We start from the raw sequence: 20,143 nt of genomic DNA on the forward strand, positions 1-20,143 counted from the left end.
AGGTAAAGGTAATGCCATTCGGAACTTACAAGGAAGTAATGGCCCTTAAGGCCAAGGACTCGAAGATAACTGGCGTCTCCCAGGATGGCGGCGTCGTCACCGCGTTGCTGTGCTATGCGCTGGACAAGGGGGTCATCGATGGCGCCCTGGTGGCTGGCAAGGGCGAGACCCCGTGGCTGCCCAAGCCGACCATAGCGACCACCAAGGAGGAGATAATGGCGGCTGCGGGCACCAAGTACACAATAAACCCCGTGGTGTCCGTCATAAAGGACGCCGTGCGTGAGCAGGGCCTGGAAAAGCTCGCCGTAGTCGGGACCCCGTGCCAGATATACGCTGTCCAGAAGATGAGGCTGTACCCGGTCGGAGCGAGGCACATCCCGGATAAGATCGCCTTAACAATAGGCATCTTCTGCACCGAGAACTTCTCCTACGCGGGCCTCAGGACTATCATCGAGGACCACTGCAAGGTGCCCGTCGACTCCGTCACGAAGATGGAGATAGGCGGAGGCAAGTTCAAGGTCAAGGCGGCCGGCAAGGAGGTTGCAATACCGATCAAGGAGACCCACAAGTATGAGCAGGAGGGCTGCCACGTCTGCAGCGACCTGACCGCCGAGTTCGCGGACATAAGCACCGGCTCCATCGGCACCCCTGAGGGATGGTCGACGGTGTTCACCAGGACTACCAAGGGTAAGGACCTGCTCGCTAAGGCGCTGGCAGACGGCATTTTCGAGAAGAAGTCCATGGATGAGTTCAAGTCGCCCACGGCTCCCCCGGCTCCGGGCAAGAAGCCGATAAAGACTGGCCTCGACCTGCTGGAGCAGATGGACAAGCAGAAGAAGGATAAGGCGAAGAAGACCTTTGATGAGCGGAAGGCTATGGGCCTCTTCGTGACTCCTGAGATACTTTACTAAAAATGTTGGCAAGCCTTCGGGCTTGCTGCCCTATTTTTTATATTGACTTTGCCCGTGAGAGCATGCCTGCCTTGTAGTCCTCAAAGGCCTGCTCGACGGTGCCTGCCGCCCCCCTGAATATTTTGATGCCCCTGTCGAGAAGCTCTTCTATCATGTGGGGCCCGATGCCGCCTGCCAGCACCACCTCTACGCCATGCTCTGCCAGCAGCTGGGCCGGCGTCTTATGCTCTTTCAGCGATGGGCTGTCCCTGATGACCTCTAAGCCTTTAACGCTGTCTCCCTCCACGTCGAGGATGGCGAAGTACTCGCTCATCCCGAAGTGGTCGTTAACCTCGGATGCCATGCCGTTTGGCGCTACAATGGGTACCCCTATTTTCATGATTAAGGTATTTAGCGGGGGACCTTAAAGCCGTTATGGGCAAAATTTATTACATGTGCGGCCACCATGTTGTCTTGTGGACTACGATATCGTCATTACGAGGCCCTGTACCGACGCCCCGGGCCGCTTCATCGCAGAGTCCAGCTTCGGGCACAGGTTCAACATGGACAGGCTGTGCGCACTTGTAAAGGCAATCGATGGCGCCAGGTGCTCAGAGAGCCTGGGGGTCGCCAAGTTCGACTACAGTGATAAGACGGTCATTCTATACAGGAACGGGCGGATCGACCTCAGGAAGATAAAGGACGTTGAAGACGCAAGCGCCATCATGAAGGAGCTAGAAGCACTATTAAAAGAAGCATTTGAAAATAAATATTAACAAGCTACAGAATCGTGACCGGACAAAAGCTATTTTATAGTCGATAACCTGTTATCATGTGATCTCCATGAGGATAAGCATAATTGGCACGGGCTATGTGGGCACGGTCACCGGCGCATGCTTCGCACACCTCGGGAACGAGGTAATATGCGTCGACGTGGACCCGAAAAGGGTGGAGTCGATAAATAGGGGAGTCCCGCCCATCTACGAGGAGGGCCTGGACGAGCTTTTAAAAGCACATGCTGGCAAGAATTTGAGTGCGACGCTGGACTATGATTATGCCGTTAGTAATTCTGATGTTTCTTTTATTTGTGTGCCGACGCCCACGGATGAGAGCGGGAAGATAGACTTAAGGTTTGTCCGGGAGGCCAGCCGGAGCATTGGGGAGCGGCTGAAAGCTAAGGATTCTTATCATGTCGTCGTGGTTAAGAGCACGGTGGTGCCCCAGACGACCCAGGAGGTGGTCACCCCTATCTTGGAGGAGACGTCGGGGAAGAAGGCCGGCCTAGACTTCGGGGTTGGCATGAATCCGGAGTTTTTGAGGGAAGGCAAGGCCGTCCATGATTTCATGCACCCGGACCGCATCGTCATCGGGGGAGACGACCCGAAGGCCCTGGGCATCATCAAAGGCCTCTATGCGGGCTATACGTGCCCCATCCTGGAGGTCGACACGAAGACCGCCGAGATGATAAAGTACGTCTCCAACGCATTCCTCGCCACCAAGATCTCGTTCTCGAACGAGGTCGGCAACATCTGTAAGCGCTTAGGGATAGACACCTATAAGGTCATGGAGGGCGTGGGCCTGGACGCCCGCATCTCACCCTACTTCCTCAACTCGGGCCTGGGGTTCGGCGGAAGCTGCTTCCCCAAGGACGTGAAGGCTCTCATCGGAAAAGCCTCCGAGATAGACTATGAGCCCATCTTGCTTAAGACAGTACTCAAGGTAAACGATAACCAGCCTCATATGCTAATGTCTCTATTAAAAAAGCACGTGCCTGACTTGAAGGATAAGAGGATAGCGGTGCTGGGATTGGCCTTTAAGAACGATACTGACGATATAAGGGAGTCGAGGGCCATACACGTGATTGGCTCCCTTCTTGCTGAAGGCGCAAGTGTCGTGGCCTACGACCCGATGGCCACAGAACGCATGAAAAGGGTTTACCCGAACATCGAGTACGCAAAAAGCGCCGACGAAGCTCTGGAAGGCGCGGATGCCTGCGTAATCGCCACCGAGTGGGCAGAGTTCAAGAAGCTTGACAGCTTCAAGAGCATGAGGAAGCCCGTTGTGATCGATGGCCGCAGGATGGTCGACCCAAGGGGCAAGGGCATCATCTACGAAGGGCTCTGCTGGTAATTTTTATAGTTGAAGCCCTACTTAAGCTTAGAGCCTTTCCTTTCCACGTGCGATGAGCTCACGAACCCGCTGCCCGCCCTTAGAGCCGCCCTTATGGCCAATGGACTCGTAAAATTCATGCCCATGCGTCCTCGAGGTGGCAAGGCCGCCCTTCCTGCCAGCCTCCCTAACGCTAATGTTACCTTTTTCTACCATCTCCATCCTCCTGTATAGCAGTGAATCACACCAAGAATCCCATATGCACATGTACAAATTAAAATGACCCATAAAAAACGCAAAATTACAAAAATACTGGTTTTTGTCGTTTATATAATGTTTATTTTCCCTTGGCTAACCATCTCTTACGGTATCTCATGGCGAGAAAACATATTAAGCCCTGAAGCTATAATCGCAGTAGATACAGCATGGATATCGTTACCCTGGCAAAGTACCCATTTATACAGGAAGCGCTCGCATACGTAAGGGAGCGGGGCTACTCGGCCGAGGATATCGCAATAAAGCCGGCCTACAGCCGGGTGAGGGCGAGAGGGAAAAGGCGCGTGCTGGAAGCGCTTTCAACTGCGAATACCAGGGAAGACGTGCCTCTCCAGCCTGAAGAGGAGATGCTTTCATACCCGGTAGCCAGGATGCTCGTCTCAATGCTGCATGACAATTACCTTCTGAGGCGATACGCGATATGGGAGGCCAAGAGGGCTCACGCATTTCTCACCGGAGAGAAGGATGACGTGCTGCTCGCCGTGGGCCGGGATTTCGGCTTGAATGCGAGGGCTGAGGAGAGAGGTTTTACGCTACACTTCACCGACTATCTGAGGTATTCGGCGCCCATCAGGGATCCCGCGTGGAAGCTCATCAGCCGTAAGCTCGTCAAGGGCATGGTGTATATTAGAAAGGATGAGTACGCTCGTCTTATAGAGGAGGCGGTGAGGGAAAAGATACAGTCCACCACCTCGGAAGTGCCCGCGCATATAGCGAAGCAAATGAAGCCATACGCGGACGAGGTGCTTGCCGAGCTGAATAAGCTCAAGGGCAGGATGAGCCTGGACGTTGGGGGCGAGGTGAGTCGCGAGGCGTTCCCCCCGTGCATGAAGTACCTTTTATCTGAGCTGCAGAAAGGCGTGAACCTGCCCCACACGGCGAGGTTTGCACTTACGTCTTTTCTGGCGAACATAGGCTACGATAAGGATGAGATAATGGAGCTATACAGGATGGCGCCCGATTTCAGGGAGGACTTAACCCGCTATCAGGTCGAGCATATCATGGGCTCGGGCGGCACCGAGTACACGTCGCCCTCCTGTAAGACCATGGTCACCTATGGTAATTGCTACGGTAAGGATGGCCTTTGCGGGCGCGTCAGCCACCCACTGGCATATTACCGCAGGGCGGCTCGAGCGCAAAGCCTCAAAATGCCAGCCCAAAAATAAAAATGGCGCCAAAGCTTAAGGCTTCGGCGTCGGCAATGGCTTGGGCTCTATGTGTATGATATTGATAACCTTTCCGCCATTTACGTCCACGATCACATTATACATGTCAGGCGTCCATAGGCTCCCGTCGGAACGCTCGGTCTCGCCGCCCTGAATGGTCACTATCCCTATCACGGCGTTATTGCCCATTTCCTCGGTCCAGTACTCCTTGCCGCCCGCCACGACGCCTGTGACCTTATACCCTTGCTTATCCAGTACGTCTTTCACACGAGAGTCGCCCTTCGCTATGCTTATCGCCTGGTCTTTCTGAGCATCCGTCAGGCTCTGGGCTACGACCGGTTGCGGCGTCACCGTGCTTTGATGAGCCTGGCCACCCGGGGCCGTCGCGCCTGGCCCGCTGCCTCCGGTCGAAGTGCAGCCCAGGGCAATCGACATTGTTACAATTAACGCTAAAACCATCAATGCTGCATTTGGTTTCATATTAATGCCTCTGCATCTAAAATTCACTTGCTTCCTTATATTGTTTATCTCACAATTCGTTAAGTCAAAATAGGATGGGCAAGGACTGGCATTTCGCGCTTCAGCCTATCGGGGCGCGACCGATCTTCTGGGTGAGCTTCTCGAGAACCTCTTTACGCATGCCCTCGACGAACTTTATGGAGCCGACCACGAGGTGGCCGCCGCCGTTCACGCCCCCGCCCCTGACCTCTTCCCTTAGCTCACGAACCATCTTAGGGATGTTCATCTGCACGCCCCTCGACCTCAGGATGGCGAAGTCAGGGCCATATCCAAGCGTCACCGTGGGCTTGCCTTCGTACTTCTTACACAGCAAATCATGAATCTCCCCCGTGGTCTTGCCCGGCGCGGGGAAAGTGAACTTATGCGCGTAGTTCTCCACGTCTATCACGTGTAGCATGGCGCCATTCGGCAGCTCGACGCTCTTCACGTGGGGCAATGACGCCTCGAGCTGGTCGCTTATCATCCTGGCAGCCTGGCCGGCGAGCAGGCTCACCAGCGCCTTATGCCGCCCTTCATTGCCAAGGTCCAGGATGTCGTCCACGATGCCCTTCCCATCATTGTAGCGTAGCCAGAACTGCTCATAATCCAGAGCTAGCGCCATATTCTTTAAATCTTCCTCGCTGTACCTGTCCTTAACAAGCCCCACGTACTGCTCTCTCTCCGGCGCCTCGGAGCGGTCGCCCACCGCCGCAACTGCGGCGAGGTGCATGATCTTCTCGCCAATGTCGGGGTTTATCATCCGGGCAAGCTCGGTGCCCAGCATTCCCGCGGTTATTCCAAAGTCAGCGCCCACATGGTATGGGTTGACGTGGGCCTGCAGATACTGGTCGACTACCTCGTCGGGGTGGTGATGGTCCACTACCATGAGGTCTATGCCATAGACCTGCGCATACTTAAAGGCGTCCAGGTCTTCCTCCGTGGAGCCGTTATCCATGAGAAGGATGAGCGGCATAGCCTGGCCAAACCTGGCGCGGTCTTCCAGGGCCATGGCAATGTCCTTGTTTACGTCCTCAAGCTCGTAGAAAGGCGCCTTCGAAGGCGACCTCGAGAAGAAGTGGTACTCGGCATCCAGGTCCCCCTGTGCCTTAATCAATGGTAGGCAGGCCTTCTCTATCGCGACGCCCGCGCAGATGCCGTCAGCGTCTGCGTGGTGCCTGACAATGATGGGCTCCGACTTAAATATCGCCCGGCGGATACGCCTTGCAACCTTCTCCATCTGCGGCCTGAGCCTTTCCAGCGCCTCGCTCTTTATCAAAAATTCGACGTGCGCCGGGGCAGCCCTTGCGTCGATGGACCGCTCGATGACTTCCCTTATCGGGGCGGCATCGGCCACGGAGAGCTTCTTCATCTCCAGTACTTCCATCTGGAGCGAGCCGTTATGCATCTCTATCTCCCCGGTCACCCTTACTATTTCCTCGAGGTTTATCTCGGGGTAGGCGCGCATGCCGGCCTCGGTGAAGGCGGCGCAGGAGACCACCCCGTCCTCGTCGGCTATTGTGAAGATGGTCGGCCCGCTCGTCTGCTTGATCTGGACGACCTCGCCGCTTATGGAGACCAGTTTTCCCACGAATTTGCCGACCTCGCTGGACTTTCTCCTGGGAAGGCTCTTTTCCACTTCAATTAGCTTGAATTCTGATACACGCTGGGGTATGAGGTCGAAGTTGCCGTTTGGCTTTATCGTGTTAACCTTGACCATGACCTCTTCGCCAGGGACGTATGGCCTGTTCACGTTGCTCGAATGGATGAGCCCCTTGGTCTGATCGTTCAGGCTTACGAAGACTCCGAAGTCAGCCAGGTTGGCCACTCTGCCAAGGTACGTCTTCCCTGCGTCGAGGTCTGAGACGTCGCATGCGGCGCTAAGCTTATAGACTGGCCTCACGTTTATGCAGCTTTCACAGAGGCTCTGCCCCGGCGCTACGGCTTTGCCGCATATCTCGCACACGGGTACCTTGCCCGTTCCTCCGCAGTCCGGACATTTCTCCTTGACCAGTATCTTGCCGCTTCCCTTGCATTTGGGGCAGAACCCTCCTGAGAGCAGGCTTTTCAGGTCTTTCTCCGTCATCCCTATGAGGTTGACGCTCTTAACCTTGCCAGTGCCGTTGCAGTTTTCGCATGGCTTCTCTCCCTTGATGACAAGACCTTTCCCGCTGCATGACGGGCATTCGAGGCTCATGTGCGTGGCTCCATTTTACGCATCCTAATTGACTTTCCCATAGAAAATCATTATGGTTCCTACGATATGTTGATTTATTATCCTGATAATAGCGATGTAATATCGATGGTTGTGTAGATGTTTTAACATGGAAGAAATATGTTTCAGTAGATGGTTTTGCGTGAGGTAATGATGGTCGGGTAGATGGTTCTTCTATTTGAGGCTGAAGGGGGGCGGAGCAAAGCAAAGCCCCCCTTCAGTCACTAGAAAAAGAAGATGTGGTGTTTAACCATCCAATATCTCATAGAACCCCCTCTCAGTCTCATACAATTTTTTATGGGGCAATCAAGTTTGGATGTGGAGAATACTTTCACCATGCTCTTGGTCAGGATATATATGCCCCTAAAGGATATTAGGGCTTAGACAAAGAATATCACACACGCCCTACACGGTTCAGGGCCAGGCTGTGATATCCGCCATCCTGTCAGACATATCTCAACATCCCCATACCGGTTGAGGCGGGCCATGATCCTTTTTTGCCCGCCCCACCTTAAAACAAAACTTCCCCCACAATAAAAACATCAATAACATATAAAATCCGCTATAAATTCTGTTTTATATATTTATTTTCGTTTATTCGTTGCTTTTTCGATTGTTTATGCCCTAATTTGCCGCTTTTTAACTACTGAATATAATTATAGAATCACTCGCTACCAGTCTATTGGAGGGAGTATATGATGATAGAGAGCATGCACAGTAAAGCTTTAAGTCTGCCTCATGATGAAATGGGATGGCGGAGGCAAACGCTGGCGCGTGAAGACATAAACGCACGTATAAGTGCCGTTAAAACGCTGGAAATGAGAGGCGGCCGGCAATCTATTAATTTACTCGCAGAAGCGCTTAAAGACGAGAGCTATGAGGTGAGAGAGTCGGCATACCATGCCATCTGCAGGCTAGGATACGAGGCAATGCCGGAAATGGTGCGGGCCTTGAAAGACGAAAGCTTTTATGCGCGAATGTACGCCGCCCTTGCCATAAGTAATATGGTGACCAAAGAGCCGGATAAAAAATATGGCGATGACATCATCGACGCGCTAGCCCAGGCCCTGCTTGATAAAAGCATCTACGTGAGGCGCTCCGCATACGATGCCCTAAAGGTGCTCGAGTATAATAAGGTATTTAAGTCGCTCATCGGCTCCCTCGAAAGCCCGGACGCCGGCATACGGCTTGAGGCCATCATCGCCCTCGGCCGGATAGGGGATAAGAGGTCCATGAAAGCTTTGATAAGGGCGCTCTACGACGAGGATGCGAACGTTAGGAAATGCGCCATCATCGCCCTCGGCCGCATAAGAGATAAAAAGGCAGTAAGCCTGCTGAGCGGCGCCCTGAGCGACCCGGATGGCGGCGTCCGGAAAGAGGCGGCGAAAGCGCTCGGCTCGATAGGAGGCCCGAGGGCGGTGTCGAGCCTGATTCAAGCCCTTAATGATATGGAGCCTTCAGTCAGGGATGCGGCGCGAGAGGCACTATCTCGTATAAATAAATCTGAGATGACCCGCTCGTGTCGCACGCTTAAAGGGGGTGGCCGAAAGCCAGGTATATCCAGGATATGCGTTGCGATTGAGGAGGCCCTTTCTGAGTACTCAAAGGAGCGTCAGGCGAGCCTCTCTTCTTTCAACATGTAGGCTATTCTATTGTAGCAGGCGGCCCATAAAGCGCAAGCTTTATATGCTCACCCACAAGTATGGCGGCCGGATACAGCACGTGTTCTTCAAGCATGATGTGGTGCATCAGCTTTTTAGCGAGCGCCGCATAATCGGGCTTTTGCTCCCTCATGGCGGCCTCATTCATCTCCTCGAGCGCCTTTCTCATGGCATCATGCTCCCGTAAAAGGGCATGCAGTTCCCTTTTCAGCCTATCGCAAACCTTTATCATGCCGGCCACCTCCGTCGTCACGCCCTTCTCGGCAAGCGATGGGAGCAGGTCCAGTGGAGGAAACGCCAGCTCCTCCTCCTTCTTGGCATGTGGCTGAAACGACTTAAAGGCGAGAACAGCCGCATCGCCCACGTCTCCCCCAACACGAGCGGCTCTGTTTAGCCCTGTATATAGCTCCTCGTGCTCCGTCTTCAAAACGCCTGGTATCCTGTAGTCCATCCATATCCCCTTTTTATTATATAATTGATATTTATAAAATAGCGTGCTCAAAGTAGCGCAGGCCCTGTGTTAAACACTAATATCTTATATGGGTTACATTTATATACAAACCAATTTATAAAATAACGTATAATTTGCCATATAAATGGTTGAGGTGCCATACTAATGTCTAAATTCATGCCTTTGCTGGCGCTGTTGATCGTGGCAGCGCTCATCGTATCAGGCTGTACGGGGACCAGGACGATGGTAGGGAAAGAGAACAATACGTCCACGAATGACCTGATAGCCGCCCAAAAGGCAGCCGCCCAAAATGAATATAAAAAGAGCGCAGGCGAGCTAAACGACGAGATAGACTTCCTTAAAAACCATTATAAGCCGCCCCAAAACTGCACGCTAGAGGACTACAGGCTATGGCTCGACGGATTCAGGGACAGGCTTGGCCTTTGCAGGCAAATGTACGATAACGTAAGCGTGGCCGCAAAGAAATATCTTGGCTACCTGAATGAGTCGAGCGAAGAGTACGCCAATCTGACCTCTGAAGATACGGGCTTCATCGACGATATAAATTCTCTGGACGGCACGTACAGGCAATACTCGGACTACCTGAATGTGACCATTAAAAAGATGGCCGCACTCCGAGGCTATCAGGAAAAGCTGAACGCCAGCGTGGCCGCATATAATGACCTTACCGCCTTTTCAAAGGGCGCCAGGGTAGACTCTGAGGACTCGTACGCCAGCTTCCTCGACGGGTTTAACGGCAAGGTCAGCGCATATGAGTCGAAGGCGAATGCAGCCATAGCGGCGGGCGAAGAATACCTTAAATACTGTGAGCCTGGCAGCGCCGAGTACCAGGCCGTCACGGATAACAACAACGCATTGAGGGACAACGCCAGGAAGTGCAGGGAGGCATACAATAACTATAAAAAGGACTATGATAGCAAGATGAGCGCGAAGGGCGCTGCTACGTCGGCGTTTAACGACTATAAGGATAAGATGGGCAAGGCCAGCTCTGCTGCGAACGAATTGGAGGCATATCGCGGCACCGCCAAAGCGCTTGAAAAGCTCGACGCGGGCTGGCTGGCGGGCTATAAGGAGAGGCTCGACGCATTCAAGGCCGCATGTAACGATGCAATAGCAGCGGGTGACACGTGTAAGCAGTACCTGGACCCATCGGGCTCCGACTATAAGTCCATCGAGTCCAACGAGAAGAGCATGAAAGACGCCATTGCGTCGTATGAAAGCAATTATAGCAAGCTGAACGCCATGTACAGGAATTTGCATCCACTAGGGCCAATCATCCAATAGTCATGCCTAATGGCATCTCAACCCACCAAGCCCTTAATAAAAAAACGCTTTTTCAGTTTATTTACGGGTTATTTTTATAAATATACATGTAATAAATGAATTTTAATAGTGATGCATGTTATGGTTGCTCTTGGCATAGCCGACGACGAGCCTGACATATTAAGGCTTTTTAAGATGATGCTGGGGAGCAAAGGCTATCCCATCGCCTATACCGCAATGAACGGGGCCGAGGCGGTAGAAATGCACAGGGCGAGGCCTGCAGACATAGTAATAATAGACTATAACATGCCATACATGGATGGGCTTGAGGCCGCCAGGACTATCCTGGAAGAATTCCCCAATACGAAGGTATTTTTGATGACCTGCGGCGAAGACATCATGGATTTAGTTAAAGGCTTGAGGGGCGTCACCATACTAAAAAAGCCTTTTCCATTTAAGGCCGTTATCGAGATGCTGGACCGCTTGAGCTCCCGCTAGACTGTGTATTCTTCCCCGAGCCTGGGGGCGTAAGCATCGACCCCTATCTCGCTCCGCACCCATTCGGCGAAAGCCTCAGTATTATCCCCATGCACGCAAAACACTTTCTCCGTGCCCTTATCACACATGTGCTTCACGATGGCCTTTAGCTCAGAGTCGCCGCTATGGGCCGAAAAGCTGTACTGCTCCAGCTTACACCTCAATGGCAGCACCTCGCCGTCCACCTCAACGGTGTTCGTATCAAGCGCCATCCGCCCGTTCGTGCCCTCCACCTGAAAGCCAGTCAAAATGAGCTTATCATGCGGGTCATCGTATATCTGCTTAAGATAGTAGAGGACAGGCCCGCCATTGAGCATGCCAGCCGTCGTCACGACGACCGACGGCTCATCCAGCACGGCTCGCCTCATCTTGCCTTTAACAGTGGTGGCATTGCCATAGGCTGCTTTCAGCCGGCCGGAATCCTTGAGGTATTCTGGCTGCTTTAATAGCATATCTGTGACATCCACTCCCATGCCATCCACAAAGCACCCTATGCCATGCTCCTTTAATATCATGAGTATTTCCTGGGTGCGGCCTATCGCAAAGCATGGTATGACCACGTTGCCTCCTGTATCGAGCGTATAACGTATCGACTCTATAAACCGCTCCTCTAATGCCTTCCTGTCCTGGTGCTCCTTTCCGAAATAGGTGCTCTCCACCAGTAAGGCCCTGGCCTCGGGGTAATGTATCTTCGAGCCATTCAGCAGCCTCGTGTCCGAGTTCTTGATATCGCCGGTATAGAGCAGGGTATCGTCGCCGAACTCAACATACGTCAGGGCGCTACCGGGTATATGGCCCGCATCCAGAAAGGTGATAGTATAGTCCTCCGTAGAATAGTCCTCTAGATAGTCCAGCACCATTGTACGCCTGCTTAACACCTGCATGTCAACGGGGTCGAAGGGCGGGACACAGCACCTCTCTGCGATCTCAAGCGTATCCTCAGCCAGTAGCCTGGTAAGGTGCTTCGTGGGTGGGGTGGCAAGCACGACCGGCTCAAGGTCCATCAAGTTAGGAACGACTCCGCAATGGTCAAGGTGGCCATGCGAAATCACGACCGTCTCAGGCCGCGGGCTACCCACAGGATACTCGGGCGGGTCTGACGGCTTAATCCCATAGTCAAGCAACACCTTATCATTCAATAGAAATGCGGACCGCCCAACCTCGCGGGCGGCCCCGAGGAATTTTATTTGAATGCCTTTTACCTCCACGATGCCAAATTTACTGCTGAAAAGTCAGAAACAGGCCTATGTTTTTCCCTCGAAACCTTATGTTAAATACGAAGGCTTATATATCACTTTCCATACTTAAAAATATAAATACAAAATTATTTCAATAAGAAGATACCTCTAACTAATATAATGCCACTCGCGCCGCGTGCGACAATATACAATAGAAAAGTATAAATGCTATAGGCGCAATTGTAGGAGACCGTCAGACACAGGTTCTATAATAGATGGTGAGTGCCGCAGCAAATTCCCTCGATGCCCGCTTCATAAAAACGACGTTAGCGTAGAGTATCAACGGGGCTCGTAGCTCAGTTAGGTAGAGCGCCTGGCTTTTAACCAGGCTGCCTGGGGTTCAAATCCCCACGAGCCCGCCTCACCCTGTTATGGGACTCTTTTACGTTTTAAGGAGGAAGGCAAATTGACCAAGAAGTTCAACGTTCTGGAACACGAGCTGGTGCCAGACCATATCCTGTTGACTGAAGAAGAGACCCAGGAAGTACTGAAAAAATATGGAATAACAAGGGGACAGTTGCCTAAGATAAAAGCCTCCGACGTCGTGGTCAAGCAGATAGGCGCTAAGCCTGGCGACGTTATAAAGATCATCAGGAAGAGCCTGACCGCCGGCAGGGCAGTCGCTTACAGGCTCGTCATAGAGTAAGCGAGGGGATCCAGTGTTAGACAGAAGAGAGTTAAGCAAGGCGTATTTTACCCGGAAAAAGATCGCACAGCATCACATTGACTCTTTTAACGTGTTTTTAGACCAGGGGCTTCAGAAGGTCATCGATGAGCAGGGCTACATCGAGACCGACATTGAGGACGTGGAGCGCAACATTGAGCCAGTGAAGGTCAAGCTGGGCAAGATACGCGTGGGGAATCCCGTGGTCCGTGAGGCTGATGGCTCGGTGGAGCCGCTATTCCCCACCGAGGCCCGATTGAGGAACATCACCTATGCGGCCGAATTGTTCTTAGAGATGAGCATAGTTAGGGGCGAGGTCGAGGAGGAGGCCATCGAGGTCAACATCGGCCAGCTCCCCATCATGATAGGCTGTAAGCAGTGTAACCTTGCGAATCTGAGCCCCGAAGAATGGGTCAAGAATGGGGAAGACCCCATGGACCCGGGCGGCTACTTTATAATTAATGGTACCGAGCGCGTCTTAATGACTCTAGAGGACCTGGCGCCTAATAAGATAATGGTGGAGTACGACGACCGCTATGGAGACCAGATAGAGGTGGCCAAGGTATTCTCCCAGAGGCGGGGCTACAGGGCGCTCGTGATAGTCGAGAGGGGGCGCAAGTCCATCCTTGAGGTGTCATTCCCATCGATATCCGGCCGCCTGAACCTTGTCATGCTCATGAGGGCGCTGGGGCTCGAGACCGACCAGGACATCATAAACGCGGTGTCCGAGGACCCAGAGATACAGAAGTTCATGCTCGAGAACCTCGATGAGGCGGAGGCGGACACCGTGGAAAGCGCCATGGAAAAGATAGGCAAGCGCGTGGCGGCGGGCCAGGCTCGGGACTACCAGATGAAGCGCGCCCACTACGTCATAGACAGGTACCTGCTGCCGCACCTTAACCCCGAAAACTTCGAGCGCATCCATGAGGACGACCCGAAGCTCAAGGAGTCCAGGATCAATAAGGCTTACTTTTTGGGCAGGATGGCCGAGGCCTGCTGCGAGCTGGCCCTCCACCGCAGGGCGCCGGATGACAAGGACCATTATGCTAATAAGAGGCTCAAGCTGGCAGGCGACCTTATGGAGGACTTGTTCAGGGTAGCGTTCAACAGGCTTACCAGAGACATCAAGTACCAGCTAGAGCGGGCGAACATGCGCAACAGGGAGCTATACATGATAACTGCGGTGAGGGCCGACGTCTTGACCGAAAGGCTCATCCACCCGCTCGCGACCGGCAACTGGGTCGGCGGAAGGACGGGCGTGTCCCAGCTTATGGACCGCATAGACTACATGGCCATGCTATCGCACCTCAGGCGTGTCATATCTCCCTTATCCAGGGCCCAGCCCCACTTCGAGGCCCGTGACCTTCACGCGACTCAGTGGGGCCGCATTTGCCCGTCGGAGACGCCAGAAGGCCCGAACTGCGGCCTGGTGAAGAACTTCGCCATGTCGGTGGAGCTGTCCACGGGCATAGAGGACGAGGAGTCGATAAAGAAGATACTGAGAGAGGCCGGCGTACAGCCTCTGGGGAGGGTGGTGTAAATGAAGGCAAGGGTATTCGTTAACGGAGCGCTCGTGGGGACGCACGAGAATCCCCTTGAGCTGGTGGAGAACATTCGAGAGAAGAGGCGGCAGGGCATCATCTCAAACCAGCTCAACATCGCGTACCACAAGCTCACTAACGAGGTCATCATAAACACTGACATGGGCAGGGCCAGGCGGCCGCTCATCATCGTAAAGAATGGCAAGCCATTGATCACTAATGAGGACATCGAGCAGCTCAAGCGTGGCGAGGCGACGTTTGACGACCTGGTCAAGAGGGGCCTGATTGAGTACATCGACGCGGAGGAGGAAGAGAATACTTATATAGCCATTGACGAGTCTCAGCTCACCAAGGACCATACGCACCTGGAGCTTGAGCCTTCGCTCATCCTCGGGATAGCCGCTGGCATGATACCGTATCCGGAGCATAACGCTTCGCCTAGGGTCACGATGGGGGCGGGCATGATCAAGCAGTCGCTGGGGGTCTCCACCGCCAACCAGAAGCTGAGGCCGGACACGAGAGGGCACTTCCTGCACTACCCGCAGGAGGCGATAGTCACCACACAGACGGCGAGGTCCATCAACTTCGAGAAGAGGCCGGCCGGCCAGAACTTCGTCGTGGCAGTGCTATCGTATGAGGGCTATAACATCGAGGATGCGCTCGTCTTCAATAAAGGCTCAATTGACAGGGGCCTTGGAAGGTCCCACTTCTTCAGGACGACTGAAGGGGAGGAGAGGCGGTACCCGGGCGGCCAGGAGGACACCTTTGAGGTGCCCGACGCCGAGGTGAGGGGCGCCCGCGAGGCGGAGTACTACTCGATGCTTGACGAGGACGGTCTAGTCAACCCGGAGACCGAGGTCGGGCCGAACGACGTCCTGATAGGCAAGACCAGCCCGCCGAGGTTCCTGGAAGAGCCGACGGACCTGGGAGGCATCACCCCGCTGAAGCGGCGCGAGACCTCGGTGACCATGAGGAGCAACGAAAAGGGCATCGTTGACACGGTCATACTCACGGAGACCCAGAATGGCAGCCGCCTTGCAAAGGTGCGCACGAGGGACCTGAGGATTCCGGAGCTTGGCGACAAGTTCGCATCCCGCCACGGACAGAAGGGCGTCATTGGCCTCATAGCGCCGCAGGAGGACATGCCTTTCACGGAGAGCGGCATGGTCCCCGACCTCATAATAAACCCGCACGCCATCCCGTCCCGTATGACCATCGGGCACGTCTTAGAGACCATAGGCGGCAAGGTAGGCAGCCTCGCGGGGAGGTTCGTCGATGGCACCGCCTTCAACAACGAGACCGAGGACGAGCTCAGGGCGGAGCTTAAGAAGTTCGGCTTCTCCCACACGGGCAAGGAAGTCTTCTACGATGGCATTACTGGCCAGAGGATAAAGGCAGACGTTTTCGTTGGAGTAATCCTGTACCAGAAGCTGTACCACATGGTCTCGTCCAAGATGCACGCCAGGTCCAGAGGCCCCGTCCAGGTGCTGACGAGACAGCCGACCGAGGGCCGTGCCAGGGAAGGCGGGCTGAGGTTCGGCGAGATGGAAAGAGACGTCATGATAGGCCACGGCGCAGCCATGGCACTTAAGGAAAGGCTGCTCGACGAGTCTGACAAGGTGTTCGAGTACGTCTGTAACAACTGCGGCATGGTGGCCACCGAGGACAAGAAGAGGAAGCTCGTGTACTGCCCGAACTGTGGCGCTGACACTAATATATATAAAGTGGAGATGAGCTACGCCTTCAAGCTGCTTCTGGATGAGATGAAGGCGCTGGGCATAGCGCCGAGGCTAGAGCTGGAGGACGCCGTATGACAGCACCAAAGAGGATAAGGAAGATAAAGTTCGGCCTGTTATCGCCTGCAGAAATAAGAAAGATGAGCGTTACCAAGATCATTACTGCTGATACGTATGATGATGACGGCTATCCTATAGACATGGGGTTGATGGACCCCAGGCTGGGCGTCATCGACCCTGGCTTAAGGTGCCGCACCTGTGGAGGCAGGCCGGGCGAGTGCCCGGGGCACTTTGGCCACATCGAGCTTGCCGCCCCAGTGATACACGTCGGCTTCGCACGGCTGCTGAGAAAGATACTGATGACTACGTGCCGTCGCTGCGGACGGCTCATGCTCGACGAGAAAGCCAAGGCAGAGTACCTCAGGCAGATTAAGACTAGCATGAGGCTTGGCCAGCCTATCGACGACATAGTGAAGAACGTGTTCAAGGACGCAAAGGCTGCGACCTGCCCGTATTGCGGGGAGGAGCAAAAGGAGATAAAGTTCGAGAAGCCGACCGGCTACATCGAGGACGGCCACAAGCTCATGCCCACCGACGTTCGGGACCGGCTCGAGATGATCCCTGACGAGGACATCGAGGTGTTCGGCATGGACCCGAAGAACGCCAGGCCCGAGTGGATGGTCCTGACGGTATTGCCGGTTCCACCGGTGACTGTAAGGCCTTCCATCACCCTTGAGAGCGGGCAAAGGTCCGAGGACGACCTGACGCATAAGCTCGTGGATATCATACGAATAAACCAGAGATTCCAGGAGAACCGTGACGCGGGAGCCCCTCAACTCATCATAGAGGACCTCTGGGAGCTCTTACAGTATCATGTGACGACTTATATTGATAACGCCGTTTCTGGGGTTCCGCCCGCAAGGCACAGGAGCGGCCGCCCGCTGAAGACGCTATCACAGCGCCTGAAGGGGAAAGAAGGCCGGTTCAGGGGCTCATTATCGGGCAAGCGCGTCAACTTTAGCGCCAGGACCGTGATATCCCCTGACCCGAACCTGAGCATAAACGAAGTCGGCGTCCCCTTGAGTATAGCTAAAGAGATGACGGTGCCCATGACAGTGACTCCGTTCAACATCGAGGTGGCCAGGGAATACGTGAGGCGCGGGTCCGAGAACCACCCGGGCGCAAACTACGTCAAGAGGCCGGACGGCCGCAGGCTCAAGGTCACGGATAAGAATTGCGCGGAGCTGGCGGAAGCCCTGGACGTGGGGTGGAAGGTCGACCGGCAGCTCAAGGATGGGGACATCGTGCTGTTTAACCGGCAGCCATCCCTTCACAGGATGAGCATCATGGGCCACTTCGTGAAGGTGATGCCCCACAAGACGTTCAGGCTGAACCCGGCCGTGTGCGCCCCGTATAACGCCGACTTCGACGGCGACGAGATGAACCTGCACGTGCCCCAGAACATGGAGGCGATGGCGGAGGCGCGCATCCTCATGCTCGTGCAGCAAAACATCCTTTCCCCGAGGTTTGGCGGGCCTATAATCGGCGGCCTCCACGACCACATATCGGGCATCTACCTGCTGACCAAGGGCAACCAGATGTTCAACGAGGCCGAGGCTCTGGACCTGCTGAGGAAGACCGGAGTAAGGGAGCTGCCCGAGCCGGCGAAGGTTGAGGGGGGCGTGCAGTACTGGACTGGCAAGCAGATTTTCAGCACCATCCTGCCCAGGACCCTGAACCTGACGTATAAGGCTAAGATATGCGAGAACTGCGAGGTCTGCAAAAAGGAGGAATGCGATAAGGACGCCTACGTAACGATAAGGGATGGAGTCCTGAAGACCGGCGTGATCGACGAGAAGGCGATAGGCGCGTTCAGCGGCAAGATAGTGGACAGGATAGTGAAGACGTACGACGAGGACACGGCGGCGAAGTTCATCGACGACGTGACCAGGCTGGCCATCAGGGCCATCATGAAGTTCGGCTTCTCCTATGGCATTAGCGATACGGATATACCGAGAGAGGCGAAGGTGCAGACGACCGACGTCATCCTGGAGTCGGAAAAGCAGGTGAAGAAGCTGATAGAGGCCTACGAGGCGGGCGAGCTGGAGCCTCTGCCGGGCAGGACCCTGAAGGAGACGCTGGAGCTGCGCATCATGCAGGAGCTGGCAAAGGCCAGGGACGCAGCGGGCTCAATCGCAGGGAAACACCTGGCCAGCGAGGGCGACAACTCCGCGGTCATAATGGCCCGCTCGGGCGCGAGGGGCAGCTTCTTGAATCTGACGCAGATGACCGGCTGCGTCGGGCAGCAATCCGTGAGAGGCGAACGCATCATGAGAGGATACAGCGACAGGACGCTCCCGCACTTCCTGCCGGGCGACCTGGGAGCCGACGCGAGAGGCTTCGTCGAGTCCTCGTACAAGAAGGGCCTCAACCCGACGGAGTTCTTCTTCCACGCCATGGGAGGCAGGGAAGGCCTGGTCGATACCGCGGTAAGGACGTCCCAGTCGGGATACCTGCAGCGCAGGCTGGTCAACGCCTTACAGGACCTGGAGGTCAAGTATGACGGCACCGTCCGTGAGACGCGGGGCGTCATCGTGCAGTTCGAGTACGGCGAGGATGGCGTGGACCCAATGAAGAGCGACTATGGCGAAGGGGTAAACGTCCGCCAAATAGTCGAAAACGTGATAAACGGGGGTGGCTCGAAGTGAGCATCTCTGAATCCACAATAGAGGCTGAGCTCAACAAGATCGATGACCTGCCCTATAAAATAGTACAGGAAATAAAAGAAAGCCTTAAGGGCGTGAAGCTCACCAAGAAGCAGTTAGAGGAGATCATCGAGAAAACGCGGGAGGCCTACAAGCGCGCAAGGGTGGAGAACTGCGAGGCGGTGGGCATGGTGGCGGCACAGAGCATAGGCGAGCCTGGCACGCAGATGACGATGCGTACCTTCCACTATGCGGGCGTGGCCGAGATAGACGTCACGCTGGGCCTGCCCCGCCTTATCGAGATCGTGGACGCAAGGCGGGAGCCATCGACGCCAATGATGACTATCCATCTGCTGCCGGAGATAGCCGGAAACAGGGATGCCGTCAAAAAGCTCGGCTGGGACCTGGAGGAGACCAACGTCAGCGACATCGCCTCCATCTCCACGAATCTCGCAGACATGACCATTATCATCGACGTCAACGAAAAGCAGCTGCTCCAGAGGGGCATGACAATGGAGGAGGTCGCCGATAAGATCGGCGAGGTTACGGGGCTGAAGCTCGACGTGAACGAGAATCGTATCACGGTTCACCCTGAGGAGCCATCATACCGTGACCTGCTCCAGATGGTAGAAACGATACGAACGATACTTTTAAAAGGCATAAAAGGTATTAGTCGTGTCGTCATCCGCAAAGAAGAGAACGAGTACGTTATATATACTCAGGGCTCTGCGCTGAAGAAGGTAATCCACTTTGAAGGAGTGGATGCCGCGAGGACTAAGACAAATAACATAAACGAGATAGCCGAGGTCCTTGGAATCGAGGCGGCCAGGAACGCGATAATCAACGAGGCGCTGGACACGCTGTCCGAACAGGGCCTTACCGTTGACATAAGGCATATCATGCTCGTGGCAGACATGATGACCATCGACGGCGAGGTCAAGCAGATAGGCAGGCACGGCATATCCGGCGAGAAGGCAAGCGTGCTATCCAGGGCGGCCTTCGAGGTCACGGTTAACCACCTTCTGGACGCGGCAGTCGCGGGTGAGGTCGATGAGCTGACCGGGGTGACGGAAAACGTCATAGTAGGCCAGCCGATACAGCTCGGCACGGGGGACGTAGAGCTCGTCACCGTCTCGAGCTTCAAGAAAACGAAAACCAAAGCGTAAATGTAAAGA

18 protein-coding genes and 1 tRNA gene are annotated in these 20,143 nt (G+C 54.6%); 13 read left to right on the forward strand and 6 right to left on the reverse strand.

All coding sequences use genetic code 11. The features are described 5' to 3' along the window. The first annotated feature begins 11 nt into the window (after positions 1 to 11). Positions 12 to 911 (forward strand): coenzyme F420 hydrogenase subunit beta, encoded by a 900-nt coding sequence (gene frhB, locus MTC_RS10640; RefSeq protein ID WP_014406699.1) that lies wholly within the window; start codon positions 12 to 14, stop codon positions 909 to 911. Positions 912 to 948: 37 nt separating this feature from the next. Here the strand turns inward: frhB and MTC_RS10645 are convergent, their stop codons facing one another. Continuing rightward, positions 949 to 1,290 (reverse strand): NifB/NifX family molybdenum-iron cluster-binding protein, encoded by a 342-nt coding sequence (locus MTC_RS10645; RefSeq protein ID WP_014406700.1) that lies wholly within the window; start codon positions 1,288 to 1,290, stop codon positions 949 to 951. A 76-nt stretch (positions 1,291 to 1,366) separates the two neighbouring features. Between MTC_RS10645 and MTC_RS10650 the strand changes: the two genes are divergently transcribed. Together MTC_RS10650 and MTC_RS10655 are read left to right on the forward strand one after the other, a co-directional pair. Continuing rightward, complete coding sequence (locus tag MTC_RS10650) at positions 1,367 to 1,666, forward strand: hypothetical protein (RefSeq protein ID WP_014406701.1); 300 nt, start codon at positions 1,367 to 1,369, stop codon at positions 1,664 to 1,666. A gap of 67 nt (positions 1,667 to 1,733) precedes the next feature. Further along, positions 1,734 to 3,020, forward strand: a complete 1,287-nt coding sequence (locus MTC_RS10655; protein ID WP_014406702.1) for a UDP-glucose dehydrogenase family protein — start codon at positions 1,734 to 1,736, stop codon at positions 3,018 to 3,020. A gap of 27 nt (positions 3,021 to 3,047) precedes the next feature. On the opposite strand, the gene MTC_RS10660 is transcribed toward MTC_RS10655, so the two are convergent. Continuing rightward, positions 3,048 to 3,215 (reverse strand): hypothetical protein, encoded by a 168-nt coding sequence (locus tag MTC_RS10660; RefSeq protein WP_048189662.1) that lies wholly within the window; start codon positions 3,213 to 3,215, stop codon positions 3,048 to 3,050. Positions 3,216 to 3,424: 209 nt separating this feature from the next. On the opposite strand from MTC_RS10660, the gene priL reads away from it, so the two are divergent. Further along, positions 3,425 to 4,441: a DNA primase regulatory subunit PriL gene (gene priL / locus MTC_RS10665; RefSeq protein ID WP_014406704.1), complete on the forward strand. Its 1,017-nt coding sequence runs from the start codon at positions 3,425 to 3,427 to the stop codon at positions 4,439 to 4,441. Positions 4,442 to 4,456: 15 nt separating this feature from the next. Here the strand turns inward: priL and MTC_RS10670 are convergent, their stop codons facing one another. Together MTC_RS10670 and MTC_RS10675 are read right to left on the reverse strand one after the other, a co-directional pair. Next, a complete protein-coding gene (locus tag MTC_RS10670; RefSeq protein ID WP_014406705.1) occupies positions 4,457 to 4,921 on the reverse strand; it encodes a hypothetical protein in 465 nt (154 codons plus the stop codon). Between the two features lie 100 nt (positions 4,922 to 5,021). After that, positions 5,022 to 7,133 carry a DHH family phosphoesterase gene (locus MTC_RS10675; protein WP_014406706.1) on the reverse strand — a complete coding sequence of 704 codons (2,112 nt, stop codon included), beginning with the start codon at positions 7,131 to 7,133 and terminating at the stop codon, positions 5,022 to 5,024. A 713-nt stretch (positions 7,134 to 7,846) separates the two neighbouring features. Between MTC_RS10675 and MTC_RS10680 the strand changes: the two genes are divergently transcribed. Further along, on the forward strand, positions 7,847 to 8,794 hold the full coding sequence (locus MTC_RS10680; protein WP_014406707.1) for a HEAT repeat domain-containing protein: 948 nt from the start codon (positions 7,847 to 7,849) through the stop codon (positions 8,792 to 8,794). Position 8,795: 1 nt separating this feature from the next. Here the strand turns inward: MTC_RS10680 and MTC_RS12715 are convergent, their stop codons facing one another. Then, positions 8,796 to 9,263 carry a hemerythrin domain-containing protein gene (locus tag MTC_RS12715; RefSeq protein WP_014406708.1) on the reverse strand — a complete coding sequence of 156 codons (468 nt, stop codon included), beginning with the start codon at positions 9,261 to 9,263 and terminating at the stop codon, positions 8,796 to 8,798. Positions 9,264 to 9,428: 165 nt separating this feature from the next. Between MTC_RS12715 and MTC_RS10690 the strand changes: the two genes are divergently transcribed. Both MTC_RS10690 and MTC_RS10695 read left to right on the forward strand, forming a co-directional pair. After that, complete coding sequence (locus MTC_RS10690; protein ID WP_014406709.1) at positions 9,429 to 10,568, forward strand: hypothetical protein; 1,140 nt, start codon at positions 9,429 to 9,431, stop codon at positions 10,566 to 10,568. 120 nt (positions 10,569 to 10,688) lie between these two features. Beyond that, on the forward strand, positions 10,689 to 11,045 hold the full coding sequence (locus MTC_RS10695) for a response regulator (RefSeq protein WP_014406710.1): 357 nt from the start codon (positions 10,689 to 10,691) through the stop codon (positions 11,043 to 11,045). Here MTC_RS10695 and MTC_RS10700 read toward each other — a convergent pair. After that, on the reverse strand, positions 11,042 to 12,292 hold the full coding sequence (locus MTC_RS10700; protein WP_014406711.1) for an MBL fold metallo-hydrolase: 1,251 nt from the start codon (positions 12,290 to 12,292) through the stop codon (positions 11,042 to 11,044). The two genes, MTC_RS10695 and MTC_RS10700, sit on opposite strands and share 4 nt — an antisense overlap. A gap of 315 nt (positions 12,293 to 12,607) precedes the next feature. Between MTC_RS10700 and MTC_RS10705 the strand changes: the two genes are divergently transcribed. From MTC_RS10705 to rpoA2, 6 genes are all read left to right on the forward strand, one after another. Continuing rightward, positions 12,608 to 12,681, forward strand: a tRNA-Lys gene (locus tag MTC_RS10705). Positions 12,682 to 12,728: 47 nt separating this feature from the next. After that, the gene (locus MTC_RS10710) at positions 12,729 to 12,968 is read left to right on the forward strand and encodes a DNA-directed RNA polymerase subunit H (RefSeq protein WP_014406712.1); all 240 of its coding nucleotides are present in this window, start codon (positions 12,729 to 12,731) and stop codon (positions 12,966 to 12,968) included. A 13-nt stretch (positions 12,969 to 12,981) separates the two neighbouring features. After that, the gene (locus tag MTC_RS10715) at positions 12,982 to 14,526 is read left to right on the forward strand and encodes a DNA-directed RNA polymerase subunit B'' (protein ID WP_014406713.1); all 1,545 of its coding nucleotides are present in this window, start codon (positions 12,982 to 12,984) and stop codon (positions 14,524 to 14,526) included. After that, positions 14,527 to 16,341, forward strand: a complete 1,815-nt coding sequence (rpoB, locus tag MTC_RS10720) for a DNA-directed RNA polymerase subunit B (RefSeq protein ID WP_014406714.1) — start codon at positions 14,527 to 14,529, stop codon at positions 16,339 to 16,341. It abuts the gene before it with no gap. Continuing rightward, positions 16,338 to 18,971, forward strand: a complete 2,634-nt coding sequence (locus tag MTC_RS10725) for a DNA-directed RNA polymerase subunit A' (RefSeq protein ID WP_014406715.1) — start codon at positions 16,338 to 16,340, stop codon at positions 18,969 to 18,971. Before rpoB ends, MTC_RS10725 begins: the two co-directional genes overlap by 4 nt. Then, the gene (gene rpoA2 / locus MTC_RS10730; RefSeq protein ID WP_014406716.1) at positions 18,968 to 20,134 is read left to right on the forward strand and encodes a DNA-directed RNA polymerase subunit A''; all 1,167 of its coding nucleotides are present in this window, start codon (positions 18,968 to 18,970) and stop codon (positions 20,132 to 20,134) included. Before MTC_RS10725 ends, rpoA2 begins: the two co-directional genes overlap by 4 nt. The last annotated feature ends 9 nt before the right edge of the window (positions 20,135 to 20,143 follow it).

Source organism: Methanocella conradii HZ254, assembly GCF_000251105.1.
In the GTDB taxonomy this organism is placed as follows: Archaea; Halobacteriota; Methanocellia; order Methanocellales; family Methanocellaceae; genus Methanocella; species Methanocella conradii.